At 61.7% G+C, this 13,387-nt stretch carries 13 protein-coding genes; 6 read left to right on the top strand and 7 right to left on the bottom strand.

Annotated features, from left to right (window positions below; all coding sequences use genetic code 11):
* Positions 1-103: 103 nt before the first annotated feature.
* Both AC07N4_RS04700 and AC07N4_RS04705 read right to left on the bottom strand, forming a co-directional pair.
* Positions 104-274, bottom strand: coding sequence for a hypothetical protein (locus AC07N4_RS04700; RefSeq protein WP_176504838.1), 171 nt, complete (start codon positions 272-274; stop codon positions 104-106).
* Between the two features lie 47 nt (positions 275-321).
* The gene (locus AC07N4_RS04705) at positions 322-516 is read right to left on the bottom strand and encodes a hypothetical protein (protein ID WP_096820205.1); all 195 of its coding nucleotides are present in this window, start codon (positions 514-516) and stop codon (positions 322-324) included.
* A gap of 272 nt (positions 517-788) precedes the next feature.
* On the opposite strand from AC07N4_RS04705, the gene AC07N4_RS04710 reads away from it, so the two are divergent.
* The 3 genes from AC07N4_RS04710 (at position 789) to AC07N4_RS04720 (ending at position 3,024) form a co-directional block, all read left to right on the top strand.
* A complete protein-coding gene (locus AC07N4_RS04710; RefSeq protein WP_096820206.1) occupies positions 789-1,172 on the top strand; it encodes a tautomerase family protein in 384 nt (127 codons plus the stop codon).
* A 219-nt stretch (positions 1,173-1,391) separates the two neighbouring features.
* A complete protein-coding gene (locus tag AC07N4_RS04715) occupies positions 1,392-1,916 on the top strand; it encodes a cysteine hydrolase family protein (protein ID WP_493065066.1) in 525 nt (174 codons plus the stop codon).
* A gap of 139 nt (positions 1,917-2,055) precedes the next feature.
* The gene (locus AC07N4_RS04720) at positions 2,056-3,024 is read left to right on the top strand and encodes a 2-hydroxyacid dehydrogenase (RefSeq protein ID WP_493065067.1); all 969 of its coding nucleotides are present in this window, start codon (positions 2,056-2,058) and stop codon (positions 3,022-3,024) included.
* Here AC07N4_RS04720 and tssA read toward each other — a convergent pair.
* Genes tssA through AC07N4_RS04745 form a run of 5 tightly spaced genes read right to left on the bottom strand, consistent with a single transcriptional unit; the run spans position 3,021 to position 10,525 of the window.
* Positions 3,021-4,103, bottom strand: coding sequence for a type VI secretion system protein TssA (tssA, locus tag AC07N4_RS04725; RefSeq protein WP_102622080.1), 1,083 nt, complete (start codon positions 4,101-4,103; stop codon positions 3,021-3,023). The genes AC07N4_RS04720 and tssA overlap by 4 nt on opposite strands.
* Complete coding sequence (locus AC07N4_RS04730) at positions 4,100-7,921, bottom strand: type VI secretion system protein (RefSeq protein WP_493065068.1); 3,822 nt, start codon at positions 7,919-7,921, stop codon at positions 4,100-4,102. Before AC07N4_RS04730 ends, tssA begins: the two co-directional genes overlap by 4 nt.
* Complete coding sequence (locus tag AC07N4_RS04735; protein WP_192558310.1) at positions 7,918-8,682, bottom strand: DotU/TssL family secretion system protein; 765 nt, start codon at positions 8,680-8,682, stop codon at positions 7,918-7,920. The genes AC07N4_RS04730 and AC07N4_RS04735 overlap by 4 nt, the downstream gene beginning before the upstream one ends.
* An 18-nt stretch (positions 8,683-8,700) precedes the next feature.
* Positions 8,701-10,032, bottom strand: coding sequence for a type VI secretion system baseplate subunit TssK (tssK, locus tag AC07N4_RS04740; protein WP_273535360.1), 1,332 nt, complete (start codon positions 10,030-10,032; stop codon positions 8,701-8,703).
* Between the two features lie 46 nt (positions 10,033-10,078).
* Positions 10,079-10,525: a type VI secretion protein gene (locus AC07N4_RS04745; RefSeq protein WP_493065069.1), complete on the bottom strand. Its 447-nt coding sequence runs from the start codon at positions 10,523-10,525 to the stop codon at positions 10,079-10,081.
* A 228-nt stretch (positions 10,526-10,753) separates the two neighbouring features.
* Between AC07N4_RS04745 and tssB the strand changes: the two genes are divergently transcribed.
* The 3 genes from tssB (at position 10,754) to AC07N4_RS04760 (ending at position 13,385) form a co-directional block, all read left to right on the top strand.
* The gene (tssB, locus tag AC07N4_RS04750; RefSeq protein WP_064117633.1) at positions 10,754-11,296 is read left to right on the top strand and encodes a type VI secretion system contractile sheath small subunit; all 543 of its coding nucleotides are present in this window, start codon (positions 10,754-10,756) and stop codon (positions 11,294-11,296) included.
* Positions 11,297-11,325: 29 nt separating this feature from the next.
* Complete coding sequence (tssC, locus tag AC07N4_RS04755) at positions 11,326-12,810, top strand: type VI secretion system contractile sheath large subunit (RefSeq protein ID WP_039767165.1); 1,485 nt, start codon at positions 11,326-11,328, stop codon at positions 12,808-12,810.
* Between the two features lie 77 nt (positions 12,811-12,887).
* The gene (locus AC07N4_RS04760; RefSeq protein WP_102622083.1) at positions 12,888-13,385 is read left to right on the top strand and encodes an Hcp family type VI secretion system effector; all 498 of its coding nucleotides are present in this window, start codon (positions 12,888-12,890) and stop codon (positions 13,383-13,385) included.
* Positions 13,386-13,387 lie beyond the last annotated feature (2 nt).

Here is a 13,387-nt window from a genome sequence, read left to right on the forward strand (position 1 = left end):
GATTGGAGCGATGTCGTTTTTTGGAATATTACTGTCGGCAACAGGTACGCCTGATGTCGTTTTATGACGCGTCCCGGTGCCGAATGCGATCAGAAAAACCTGGTCAGATCGATCGGCCCACTATGAAGCCAAGTGACATGCAGAAGAGACCGAAACCCAGCATGCTCCAGACCGGGTACCTGCCCTCTTTGTCTTTGATTCGCATTTTTTCGACCCACTCATCGTACTCTCGATCTGCTTGTTCAATGATGGCCTGGCGGTCAAATGTGTTCATGTTGGCTCCTTCGGGTCAAGGGTCTGTTTTTTATGAGTAGCGAATACTCAAAACTTGAAGTAAACACTTGCTACTGCAGTGATTGCGGTCACCACACCACCCAATACTGCGATTGGATACAGGTATATTTCACTGTTCAGCTTTTTAACCTCCGCCAAAAGCTTTTGCCTTTCAGCAACGAGTTTTCGTGATTCATGCAGTAACCTTTCGAGTTCCAGCTCTTCGCGGTTGTTCTGAAGCATTGGCCTTCCTTGGCTAATGGCAATCACCGTTCAGGTTGCTGCCCCATCCTGAAGAGCGCATCCCGTCTTGCCTGAATGATTTCGCATTTCTCACCCCGTCAGATAGCGGATAAATCCAACAGCATCCGTAGGCAGCTTCCGTAACTTTTGCAGGACGGCACTGACATCGTCGAACGGCTTTAAACAGCCTCACCGACTGGCATTTTTCGGCTATACCCAATGGCGAACCGACTGACAGCCGCTTCCAGTCCCCTGCCCCAAGGAGCCTTTTCATGCCCCTCGTCCGTGTCGAACTCAAGAAACGTCCCGACCCGACCTTCGCCAAACGCGTCGGCGAGCAGATCTACGCCGCGATGCGCAGCACGATCAATGTCCCGGAGCACGACAACTTCCAGATCCTGGCCGAGCACGACGGCGAGCATTTCATCTTCGATACGCAATACCTGGGGATCCAGCGCAGCGACCAACTGGTGATCATCCAGATCACCCTCAATGAGGGCCGGACGCTGGAGCAGAAAAAAGCGCTGTACCAGACCATCGCCCAGAACCTGAACACGCACCTGTCGATCCGTCTGGAGGATGTGTTCATCAATCTGGTGGAAGTGAAGAAAGAAAACTGGTCATTCGGCAACGGCATCGCCCAGTACGCCAGTTGATGCATCTGTTGACAGCCCGTTGACGCCGCCAGCATGATCGGCCCCATGAACCTTTGCGCGTTGCACCTCACCCGTACCACCACGACCGCCACCGGCGGGTCGTGGTGTTTGCGCCTGAGGTAAATCCAGCGCAGCAAACCCAAGGCCCCGCCAGCAATGGACGGGGCCTTGTTGTTTCTCCCGTCCGTGTGGCACGTTTGGTACCGAAGGAGAAACACCATGTCCGCAGCACTGTTGATCATCGATATGCAGGTCGGCCTGTTCCAGGGTCAGGAAGAACCCCACGACGGCGAACGTATGCTCGCCAACATCCAGCACTTGATCGCCCAGGCACGCCAACGGCAAGTGCCGATCTTTGCCGTGCGCCACACCGGGCCGGTTGGCTCGCCGATTGCCGCCGGCAGTGCGTTCTGGCAGTTATTGCCAGCGCTTGAACTGGACGCCGCAAACGCCACCTTCATCGACAAATCCCGCCCCAATGCCTTCCACGGCACAGATCTGGCTCAACAACTCAACGCCGCGAAAATCGAAGATCTGTACATCGTCGGCATGAAAACCCAGTTCTGCATCGACAGCACCTGCCGCGCCGCTGCCGATCTGGGCTTCAAGCCATTGCTGGTAGCCGATGCCCACACTTGCATGGACACACCCGCACTACCGGCCCAAGCGATCATCGAGCACCACAACGCAACCCTTGGCGCGGCGTTCGCGCGGTTGATCAACACTGCCGACGTTGCCTTCTGACGAAGCGCCCACGCGCTCCCCGTATCAGCTCCTACACTGGCTGGTGCGGGGCAGTGCCGGCCATTGCCAAACCGCTCTGGAATCAGCACTCTGACACGACTTTCGCGACCGACACGCCGACGATCACAGGAGCCGAGCAATGCCCGCCACCGTTCTGGTACTGGTTGAAACCATCAATGACTACCTGCCCATTCTCGAACGACAGGGCTTTCACCTGATCCTCGCCCCCACACCCGCCGAACGCGCCCAGGCCATTGCCACCCACGGCGCACGCATCGACGCGGTGCTGACCCGTGGCCCGCTGGGGTTGTACGCCGAAGAAATCGCCGCGTTGCCCGCGCTGAAAATCATCTGCGTGATCGGCGCCGGCTACGAACAGGTGGACCTGCAAGCCGCCAGCAACCGGGGCCTGACCGTCACCAACGGCGCCGGCGTCAACGCCTCGTCGGTGGCCGACCATGCCATGGCGTTGCTGCTGTCGCTGGTACGCGACATTCCGCGCTGTGACGCGGCCGTGCGCCGTGGCGAATGGCCGAAGATCATGCGCCCGTCCCTGGCGGGCAAGCGGCTCGGGATTCTCGGCCTCGGCGCGGTGGGAATGGCCATCGCCAAACGGGCGAATCTGGGCTTCGACATGGAGATCAGCTACCACAACCGCCAGGTGCGCAGCGATGTGCCCTACGCCTTCTGTTCGACCCCCACCGAACTGGCGCGAGCCTCGGACTTTCTGGTGGTGGCGACGCCCGGCGGCATCGGCAGCCAGCATCTGGTGACCCGTCCCGTGCTGGACGCACTGGGGCCCAAAGGCTTTATCGTCAACATTGCCCGCGCCAGCGTGATCGCCACGGCGGACCTGATCACGGCACTTGAGCAACGGCGAATCGCCGGCGCCGCACTGGATGTGTTCGACCACGAACCCCGGGTGCCGGACGCACTGAAAACCCTGAGCAACGTGATTCTCACCCCGCACGTCGCCGGGCTGTCACCGGAAGCCACCCAGGGCACCGTGGAGCTGGTGGGGAAAAACCTGGTGGCGTTCTTTGCCGGGGAGCCGGTGCTGACACCGCTGACACTGCCGCCGAAGCAAAACAACCAGCGCGTGCACTAAAGCACGCCGAGCAACGTCCACAGCCGCCGCGATTCGGCGTCGGCCGAGATCAACTCGCCGAGCAGTTCGCTCAACGGCTTGTTGCCCCACTCCACCCCGCGCCGGATCAGGTATGGCACGGGGCTGTGAGGTTCGGTGCGGGCCAGGTATTCAGCGATCAGCAGCAATTGCCGATAGGCTTCTTCGCGGTTCGCCGGCTCACGAAAGACCTGCGCCGCCACGGGCGCTTCATCGACCGGCTGCGCCTCCACCACGGGGGCTTCGACAGGGGCGACCGGCGCCGGTTTTTGTGGGTGCATGGCGATGAACTCCTGAACCAGTTTCAGCAGCGCTTGAATGATCTCCTGCAAGGGCTGCAAACCCGGCCCCTGATCGCCCAGATACGTATCGCTCCAGGCGTTCAGACGCTGCAGGTGTTGCTGGCTCAGCAGCAGGTTGCCCTGTTGGCGCAGCCAGAATGCCAATGGCGTGGCGCGCACCTGATCGCTGAGTTTCTTCTGTTCATTGCGTGCGGTTTCCGCCGAGGCCTTGGCATTCTTGCTGTCGTTGACCTGCACCTGCTGCACCTGCAAACGGCGCCAGGTTTCCAGGTTGTATGCCTCGAAATCGCTGTTGTGCGAACCGAACAGCGGCACCCGGGTCAGCAGCACCTCACTGTACCGACGCACCAGCCACTCCAGCGGAATCACCCGCCACGACTGATCACCCTCCTCGGCCTGCGGGTGCAACTGTTCGGGATAGCGCTCACACAATCCGGCGATCAGCGCCAGGCTGCCGGGCAATCCGTCCAGCCCTTGAAGGTGCAGCCAGGCCTCGCCGAGCCAGGCGCTGAGCATCAGGTCCTTGCTGCGCTCGATCAGCAACGTCGTGGTGAGTTTTTCCACTTCCGGCCAGTTCGCCTGTTTCAGCGTCGATTGCCAGACCCCGGTCGGCAGGCTCGCATCGTCCTCGCGACGCAGGTCGCGCAATTGATCGAACTCGCGTTCGTAACGCAGATCCGCACCACACGGCGCGTCGGCGCTGATCGGTGCGAGCAACTGATCGATCAGGTCCGGCATGGTTGCAGATGGCAGGCTCACAGGCCCTCCTCGCGGGATTCAATGGCGGCGGTGGTGCCCGTTGCCTGAAACGGCGAGCGCGGCGCCCGGGTCGGCAACGGTGGAATCGACAACGGCAGTTTCGAGCCCTGGCTCATCAACGACAGACGCACGAACATCCGGGTGAACTCCGTGGTGACGCTGTCGTTGAGCGCGGTGACCGGCAGGCGCAGGGTCAGCGGAAAGTCCGTGTAATCCATGCTCGGCTGACGCTGCACCGAGAAGTGCGCGCGCATCAGCCGCAGCAACGACCATGGCCCGCCGTACTCCCAGCCCGCCTCCATGTCCCGCACCACCAGGTTCGGTTGCAGCGGATCGTTGACCGGGCGCTCGCGACCGTTGCGCGCCCAGCGCAGGGTCAGGCGGATCGGCTGGCCGACCATCCAGCGCAGGTTCGTCTGCTCGGCGGCGGGATAGCTGACCTGCTGACTGCCCGCCAGCAAGCCTCCGGCGATCACCTGATCGGCACCGCGCTCATCGTCGCGGTCGGTGCGCCAGCGAACGTCCATCTCGACACCGAGAATGCCGCTCTTGTCGCGTACGAACAGCGGGGTCAGCCACAGGCTCGCCTGCTTCAAACGGTTGAGAAAATCTTCCGCCGCCAGTCGTTCCGGGGTCTGACTCAGCACCAGCCCGGCCTGGGCGACCGGCAAGCGTTTGTCGATGATTTCCAGAAAATGCTGCACCCGCGCGGGGTCGGCATCCTGCGCCTGCAAACCATTGGCAAACGGGAAGCGATCGGCCAGGTACTGATTGAAATAGTTGGCCAGTTCATTCCACGCCGCTGCTGCCTGTTGCTGTTGCAGGTACTGGCAACGCTGCATGGCCGACTGTTGCAACTCCACCGCACGCATTGCCAGAGTGCCGCGCCCGCCCGCCAGATTGGCGGTCTGCAACACCTGTACGCAGGAGCCGGTGTCCATCTCGATGAAATCGCGGCTGACCAATTGCTCGATCTGTGCCGGCGAACTGGCCGGGTTCGAATCCTTGTACTTGAGCAGTTCGTCGTTGAGCGCGCTGAACTGGGTCACCCGTTCGTAATCCAGCGCCGACAGATTGCCCTGCTGGGTCATCAGCCACTGCAACGCCGATGTGCGCCGCTCGGTGATGCCGAGCATGGTGTTGAATTGCTGCTTGAGGCTCAGCTTCAAGTCCTGCACATCGCTGGCGCCGTACAGCTGCAAGCCGAGGTTTTTCGAGCCGTCCCACTGGCTGATTTCAGTCCGTCCGCCGAACAGCGGTTGTGCGGTGATTTCATCCAGACCGTTGACGATCTGCGCCATGGCCCGACGGTTCAACGCACCTTGCAGACGTGCCGCCAGATCGCTGCGATGGACTTCGACAAACGCCTTCTGCAAAGCCATGGCCTGCTCGGCCTGCACATTGAACACCGCATAGGGATGCGTCTGGTCGTTGTGATCTTTCAGGCTCAGCCACATGGCCTGCGCCGCCGCGCCTTCAGCCGCTTGCAGCAGCGCACCGCGATAAGCCGGGGGAATGCGCGGCAGTTCTTCGGCGACATAACTCTTGTAGCTGGCGAAATAGTTGAGCGAGGTGTTGAGATCGTCGCCATCGACGGTCTGGCCTTGCAGGTTGACGTTGTCTTCGGTGGCGCGCATGGCGATGGACACGAAGTCGCGCTTGAACAGCGCCTGCACCGCGTTATTGAGCTTCACCACCTGATCCTGCAACGCCAGTTGCCCGCTGCCCTGCTGCACCAGCAAGTTGCCGCGCGAACCGACCTGAGCGATCCACTGATCACGGAAACTCTGCTGCAACTTGCCCGCCTGGGCGTCGAGTTGTTGCTCGACCGCCGGCCCGAGCAACGTGCTCTTGCGCACCTTGTCGAGAAATTCGCGGTAGCCCGGCACCAGTTCCTGGCCCTTGCCGCGACTCCAGGTCGAATTGGTCAGGGCGATCGCCGCTTGCAGGTCATCGATCAGCGCGCGCAGGTCTTCCAGCTCGCTGAGGCTGTTGCCACTCCCGGCCTCAAGCTGCTCCAGGTGCAGCTTGAGGTAGCCGGCCTTGCTGACAAAGTTGTCGGCCAGGAAATACTGATCGAGCCAGCGCTCCATCAGTCCGTTGAAGTTGCTGACGATCAGCGGCCGCTCGACACTCAGATCCAGCGCCTGCAAATCACCATTGTCCCCTGCCGCCAACAACCGGTTGTAATAAGCGGCGTGGGGTACCGTCGCCGCGTTGAGGTTGAGCGACAGCGCGTTGTTGCTCAGTTGCACCAGGTCGTCCAGCGGTGCCCGCTGATTGTTCTGCACCTCAGCGAACAACTGGTTCTGTTGCTCCAGGCGCAACGCCCGGTCCACCAGGTCCGTGGCCTTCTGGTAGTTCTGCCACTGGGCCGGGTCTTCGCTTTCGACGCTGTTGCGCCGATCAGTGGTGCGGATCGCCTTGAGCTTCGTCAACTCCGCCACCAGCAACGCATGCAGCGGCTGAACCATATGACGCTGGGCAGCCTGGAACACCGCCCGTTCGATCTTCACGTCCACAGAGGAAATCCACGAAGACGGCAACGCCAGCGACACGTAGTGCCAGTGCGGCGCTTTTTCCAGTACCCGCCAGAAGCTCTGCACGTTGCGCCGGGTCGGCTCGACGCGGTGCGCCTCGTCGGTGACCGTGACGTAGCTCTTGTGCGCGCCTTGCATCAGCCGCGCCAGTTCATGGGCGTCCTTGACCGACTGGTTCCACACCCAGAACATCGCCAGCGCCCAGACAACCCCGACCACCAGCGCCACGCCGGCCGTCAGTCGTTGCCAACGCTGACGCAGGCGCAACAGCCGTGGCACCCCTTGCGCCAGACCACGCTCACCGACCAGGCGCTGACGCCACAACTGACGCATGAACACACTGCGCTGCAAGCCGCTGTCATCGGCGCTGAACCCGTCGAGCGCATCCTCGCAGGGTTGATTGGCGCTGAAATACACACCACGAAAACACGGTGCCTCGCCCTGCGCGTTGCCCTGAAACACCGGCTCAAGCACGTTTTGCAGCCCCCGTCGCAGCGTTTCGAGACGCTCCGGCAAGGCATACAGGTCAGCACTCAAATGCCCGGACAAGGTGCCGAGTTCAATCACTGCTTCGGCGACGGCGCGGTGCAGGCGATCCAGCGCCTGATCACTCCACTGCCCCTGCCACACCGCATCCCGCGCAAACGGCGATGACCAGCCCAGGGTGCGTTCGCGTGCCTCATCAGGCAGCGCACTGATCAGGTCCTGAAACCCCGGCAGTTCCTCAAGCCCGGTGACGATCACGTACACCGGTACACTCAGGCCAAAGCGCTGCAGCAGATCGATGAAGCGTCGGCGCGCCGCAAGCCCCAACTGCGTCGCCTGTTCCAGATTGCCCAGGCGACTGACCGGCACGGTCCAGATCACCCCGTCGAGCGGACGCTTGCTGCGCAGGCGCAGGATCAGCCCGAGCAGTCGCCACCAGCCGCCACGTTGCAAATGCATGCCGTCTTCCAGCAGAAACAAGCCTTGGGGCACCACCAGCACCGCACCCTCAGGGTCCGACCACCAACGGCCGAACCAGGCCGGTTTGTCGGTGGGTTGCAGGCGCCACTCGGTCACCAGTTGCGTGCCTTGGACTTCATCGCCGAGCATCAGCAACCATGGCAACTGATAGCGATCGTGAGTGCCCTGCTCTTGCTCCATGTGCCGCACCGCAAGATAGAAGCTGCGGATCGCCGCGCCGCTTCGAGTGCGCAGCCACCACACCGCCACACCGACGATCACCAGCAGCAACAGCACCGCGACCACCCACGCGACGATCGACAAGGTACTCATGAGTCTTGCTCCGGCGCCGCCATCGAGTCGGTGGTTTGCAGCACCGGTTCCAGTTCGGAACGAATGTCGCTCCACAAGAACTGGCCGACCCCGGTCAGCAACAGCACCATCGCCAGAATGCCCAACGCCAGACGAAAACCGTCCGGCAACGCCGTGCGCACCGGCAGTTGCAGGGGTGCGACCAGCGACGGCTGGACCAGTCGTTCGCTGACATCGTCGTAACTGGCCTCGTCCTGCCAGGCAAAGGTGAACAGCGCCAGCCGCCACTTTTCCAATTGCGCCTGACTGTGCTCGCCACGCAGGCGCCCGTGAAAACCGAGGATCAGACATTGCAGATAGACGTTGGCGAGATCACGGGTGGTGGGTTGTTGTTCATCGAGAAGGGTTTGAATCGCCGCCGGTAACTGTTCACCCGCCTGACGACTGGCATACAGGCGCGACTCCAATGGTTTTTCCTGCCAGGCGCCCTGGCCCGGCCATGGGCTGAACAGCAGGGTTTCATCGACCAGCGCAACGAAGGCGTACACCAGCGCCTTGACCTGTTCGGTCGCCGAGTCGCCAACCCGCGAAAACGCCGTGCGCCACAGTCGCTGTGAAGCCTGGGTGGACAGCTCGACCACGGTTTCGACCAGCGCCGCATCGTCCTCGATGTCCTTGGGCAATTGAGTCCAGTCCAGTTGCCATTGCTGCCACGTCTGACGGAACGCGCTGCTCAACGGTGCGTCCTGCAACCCAAGGCTTGCGGCACTTCCTTGCGACATACGGCGTTCCTTGTGTGATCAGGCACTTTCACTGTTCTGGGCGACAAACAGCACCACTTGCCACGGACTGCTGGTCAGCCGGGTGGCCGGCGCGGCGATCATCAGCGGCAACTGCGCGTCAAACCAGTTGCCTTCGGCCGTCACCACAAACAGTCGGGTGTCATCGCCGACGCTGTAGGCCACTTGCTCACTGCGGCTCATCGCCTGATGCATCAGGCCGCTCATGCGCTGGCGGCTGAGCAAGGCGATGTGTGGCGCCGAGGCGATGATCGCACCGCGCAGCCACTCGCCGGCCGCCTGCTCGCTGGCACCGTTGGGCATGCGCAGGCCGATGACCAGCCGCTGACTGGGTTGCTCGTCCGGCAACTGAATGGAAAAGCTGTGTTCACTGCGTTCGAAAGCGATGCTGCGGTAACCGGCGCGGATCAATTCCAGCGTGGTTTCCAACCAGTCCAGCAGCGGCTCGTATCCGCGCTGCAACTCGAAAAAGTCCAGCGGCGCGAACGACGGCACGCCCGCCAGCGGATCCAGCGCCGACCACGCGCCGGCCAGCCCCAGCAACTGCACGTACAAACCCTGCGGATGGGCAATGCGACTGTTCAGCGAACCTTCGACTTCCGGCAGCCGCGTCCATAACGCGGTCAGTTGGCGGCGGATCTCCAGCGCATCGTCCTGATTGCCGGACTGTTGTGCCTGACGCAGACGCCCGCCAAGGAACAGGCATTTCTCCCGGGCTCGCGCGCAGAGCCCGGCAATCCGCCGACCCAGCGGCGACTCCGGTAACAGGACCGGCGTCGGCGGCGTATAGGGCAACGGTAGAAAACCGCCACCCTCCTTGCGGATTTTCAGCAGTGGCAGGCAGATCGAATCGGCCTTGTTCAGTTGCGTGCACAGACGCGGGTTGGGTCGCCACACCGTAATCGATTCGGGGAATTCGCCGCTGGTGAGATCCGGCAGCGCCTCGCCGACCACCGACTGCAATCGCCCCTTGAGCGGCAACAGTTGACCGGCGCGCCACAGCGGACTGATCGCCAGGTAAACGGTGACGGTCGCATCGTCGGTTTCGTTGATCGACGGGCCGACATCCAGCTCCAGCAACGGCCCGACACCTGCCTGCAGATTGACCGGCAAACCGTCCGGCATCGTCCCTTGCAACGACAGCACCCGCACCACCCCGGCACTCATCGCCGAAGGGTCGAACTCCATGTGGCCGACACCAAAGAACCACGGGTTGCACGCCTGGGCCAGATGCGCGCCGAGCGCCTCGGCCCGCAAGCCCTGCAACTGAAAATGCTGTGGCAGCAATTGCATGCCTTCATGCCAGCAGACCGCGTCAGGTAGCAGACTCATACGACTCCCTTCGACTGCACCGCGAACCGGCGGCGGACGGTGTTTTTCAGTTTTCCTTGCTGACCAGGCTCATCTCGCGGCTGTCGAACTTGAGCCAGGCATCGCTCTGATCGTCCAGCCGCAAGCGGTGCGCTCCGGGTGTGTTATAGCTGGCGAAGACTAAAAGTCCAGCCGCCCGCTTGCCCCCCAGCGGGAAGGGTTGGCGGTCGATGAATTGCCCCGGCACCAGCTCCAGTCCCCACACGCTCATCAACTGACGATAGTCGCGCTGGTACTGCTCGCGCCCGGCGAACCACTGCTGGGCGCTGATGCCCGACAGTTGCTTGAGCAGATCCGGATCGTTGACCGCGATGAAATCCACGGCGATCGGTGTGTCGTCATTGGCCTTGGGCGCGACGTCGAGGGTCAGGCTGTCGAGGTCGACTTTCGGCCCGAAGAACGAACAGCCCGCGAGTAGCGCAAACCCGAGTGTTAGAAAAAGTCGTCCAGACAAAATGAATTTTCCTTTTCGCGAGACAGTCCAAAAATGTTTTTCGCTTGCATTTTTATAGACCTGTTCTAGCGTCTTGGGTAGTTCGGTTCCCACAGCCGAATGTGGAAGGTTTGTCAAAGGAACGACAGGTCATCTGCCTCCCTTTCTAACCTGTGGTCCAGCAAGGGAAAGCGATGAACGGGCCTCCCCGATGCATTGCGCCCGCTCATCGCATCGGAGTCCGCCGACATGGCAGAAAGTACCCAGCACAAGCTCGACCGGGTTCGCCCGCCTCGAGTGCAAATCACCTATGACGTCGAAATCGGCAACGCCATCGAGAAAAAGGAATTGCCGCTGGTCGTCGGGATCCTGGCCGACCTCTCGGGAAAACCGCTCGAACCATTGGCAAAACTGACTGAGCGACGTTTCACCGAAATCGACCGCGACAACTTCAACGAAGTGCTCGCCTCCATCGGCCCCCGTGCCACGCTGCAAGTCAACAACACCCTCAGCGGCGACGACAGCAAGCTGAACATCGAACTCAACTTCAAACACATCGACGATTTCGATCCGGTCAAGGTGGTGGAGCAAGTCACCCCGCTGCGCCGCCTGTTCGAAGCCCGTCAGCGCCTGCGCGATCTGCTGACCAAACTCGACGGCAACGATGATCTGGACAAGCTGTTGCGCGATGTCATCGCCAACACCGAAGGCTTGCAAGAGATCAAATCGGCCCGCCCGGACACCGCTACCCCGGCAGCTGATGCCGAGGCTCCGGCCGAACCGCAAGCCTGATCGTCCACCTGACCGAGGAAGAATTCGCCATGCCCGCCGCCGCCCAGAATCAAGCCAGCGAAAATGCTGCTGCCGAGACTTTATCCCTGCTTGACCGGATCATCGCCGAGGGCCGCATGGCCCATGACGACAGCCAGCAGGACTACGCCCGCGACATGCTCGCGGAATTCGCCACCCAGGTACTCGACGAAGGCATGGCCATCGACAAGGACACGGTGGCGATGATCAACGACCGCATCAGCCAGATCGACGAGCTGATCAGCGCCCAGCTCAACGAAGTGCTGCATCACCCGGACCTGCAAAAACTCGAAGCGTCCTGGCGCGGCCTGCACATGCTGGTGCAGAACACCGAAACCAGCACCCGGTTGAAACTGCGTCTGCTCAACGTGACGCAGAAAGAGCTGCAGAACGACCTGGAAAAAGCCGTCGAATTCGACCAGAGCGCGTTGTTCAAAAAGATCTACGAAGAGGAATACGGCACCTTCGGTGGCCATCCGTTCAGCCTGCTGGTGGGTGATTACACCTTCGGCCGCCACCCGCAGGACATCGGCCTGCTGGAGAAACTGTCGAACGTCGCTGCAGCCGCCCACGCCCCGTTCATCGCTGCCGCCAGCCCGCGTCTGTTCGACATGAACAGCTTCACCGAACTGGCTGTGCCGCGTGATCTGTCGAAAGTGTTCGAGAGCCAGGAGCTAATCAAGTGGCGCTCGTTCCGTGAGAGCGAAGACTCGCGCTACGTCTCGCTGGTGCTGCCGCACTTCCTGCTGCGCCTGCCTTACGGCCCGGACACTTCGCCGGTGGAAGGCATCAACTACGTCGAAGACACCAACGGCACCGACCACAGCAAATACCTGTGGGGCAACGCTGCGTGGGCGCTGTCGCAACGCATCACCGAAGCCTTTGCCAAGTACGGCTGGTGCGCGGCGATCCGTGGTGCTGAAGGCGGCGGCGCGGTCGAAGGCCTGCCGGCGCACACCTTCCGCACCAGCTCCGGCGACCTGTCGCTCAAATGCCCGACCGAAGTGGCGATCACCGACCGTCGTGAGAAGGAACTCAACGACCTCGGTTTCATCGCCCTGTGCCACAAGAAGAACAGCGACATCGCGGTGTTCTTCGGCGGCCAGACCACCAACAAGTCCAAGGTCTACAACACCAACGAGGCCAACGCCAACGCGCGAATCTCGGCGATGTTGCCGTACGTGCTCGCGGCCTCGCGTTTCGCCCATTACCTGAAGGTGATCATGCGCGACAAGGTCGGCAGTTTCATGACCCGCGACAACGTGCAGACCTACCTCAACAACTGGATCGCCGACTACGTGCTGATCAACGACAACGCGCCGCAGGAGATCAAGGCGCAGTACCCGCTGCGCGAAGCACGGGTGGACGTCACCGAAGTCGCCGGCAAACCCGGTGCCTATCGCGCGACCGTGTTCCTGCGGCCGCACTTCCAGCTGGAAGAACTGACGGCATCGATCCGCCTGGTCGCCACGCTGCCGCCTCCGGTAGCCGCCTGACCCGCATACGCCCGCAGGATGTTCCTGCGGGCGCTCCCCTGTTTGTCTAGCGCGACACCTTTCAGGAGTTTCAAGCGATGGATGCAATCATTCTCGACCTCGGCGGCGACATCAAAGGCGACAGCCTGCTCGAGGGTTACAAGGACAAGATCGAAGTCATGTCCTACAGCCACAACGTGGCGATGCAGGTGACCAACGACGTCAGCAACTCGGAGCGCACCTCCGGCCGCCCACACATCGGCGAGTTCACCCTGACCAAGTTCGTCGACAGTTCGACGCCCTCCCTCAACGAATATTGCTGCGCCGGCAAACCGATCCCGGAAGCCAAGATCACCATCGGCCGCAACGCCGCCGAAGGCAGCGGGCAACTGATGCCGTTCATCATCTACACCCTGACCAACGTAGTGCTGTCCAACGTCAGCGTCAGCGGCGGTACCGGTGGCAAACCGGTGGAAACCATTTCCCTGAACTTCACCAAGATCAAATGGGAACTCACGGCGCAAAAAGACGACGGCACCAAGGAAGGCACCGCCGGCACGGTCTGGGACCTGGCGGCCAACAAGGCCAGCAAGTAACC

It is taken from the genome of Pseudomonas sp. GW821-FHT09E04 (genome assembly GCF_059416185.1).

Excerpts from the sequence above, each read along its gene's own strand:
- AC07N4_RS04700 (WP_176504838.1), bottom strand. The coding sequence starts at position 274 with ATGAACACATTTGACCGCCAGGCCATCATTGAACAAGCAGATCGAGAG.
- AC07N4_RS04720 (WP_493065067.1), top strand. The coding sequence starts at position 2,056 with ATGCCCGCCACCGTTCTGGTACTGGTTGAAACCATCAATGACTACCTG.
- AC07N4_RS04735 (WP_192558310.1), bottom strand. The coding sequence starts at position 8,682 with ATGTCGCAAGGAAGTGCCGCAAGCCTTGGGTTGCAGGACGCACCGTTG.
- AC07N4_RS04760 (WP_102622083.1), top strand. The coding sequence starts at position 12,888 with ATGGATGCAATCATTCTCGACCTCGGCGGCGACATCAAAGGCGACAGC.
- AC07N4_RS04730 (WP_493065068.1), bottom strand. The coding sequence starts at position 7,921 with ATGAGTACCTTGTCGATCGTCGCGTGGGTGGTCGCGGTGCTGTTGCTG.
- tssK (WP_273535360.1), bottom strand. The coding sequence starts at position 10,032 with ATGAGTCTGCTACCTGACGCGGTCTGCTGGCATGAAGGCATGCAATTG.
- AC07N4_RS04710 (WP_096820206.1), top strand. The coding sequence starts at position 789 with ATGCCCCTCGTCCGTGTCGAACTCAAGAAACGTCCCGACCCGACCTTC.
- tssB (WP_064117633.1), top strand. The coding sequence starts at position 10,754 with ATGGCAGAAAGTACCCAGCACAAGCTCGACCGGGTTCGCCCGCCTCGA.
- AC07N4_RS04705 (WP_096820205.1), bottom strand. The coding sequence starts at position 516 with ATGCTTCAGAACAACCGCGAAGAGCTGGAACTCGAAAGGTTACTGCAT.
- tssC (WP_039767165.1), top strand. The coding sequence starts at position 11,326 with ATGCCCGCCGCCGCCCAGAATCAAGCCAGCGAAAATGCTGCTGCCGAG.
- AC07N4_RS04715 (WP_493065066.1), top strand. The coding sequence starts at position 1,392 with ATGTCCGCAGCACTGTTGATCATCGATATGCAGGTCGGCCTGTTCCAG.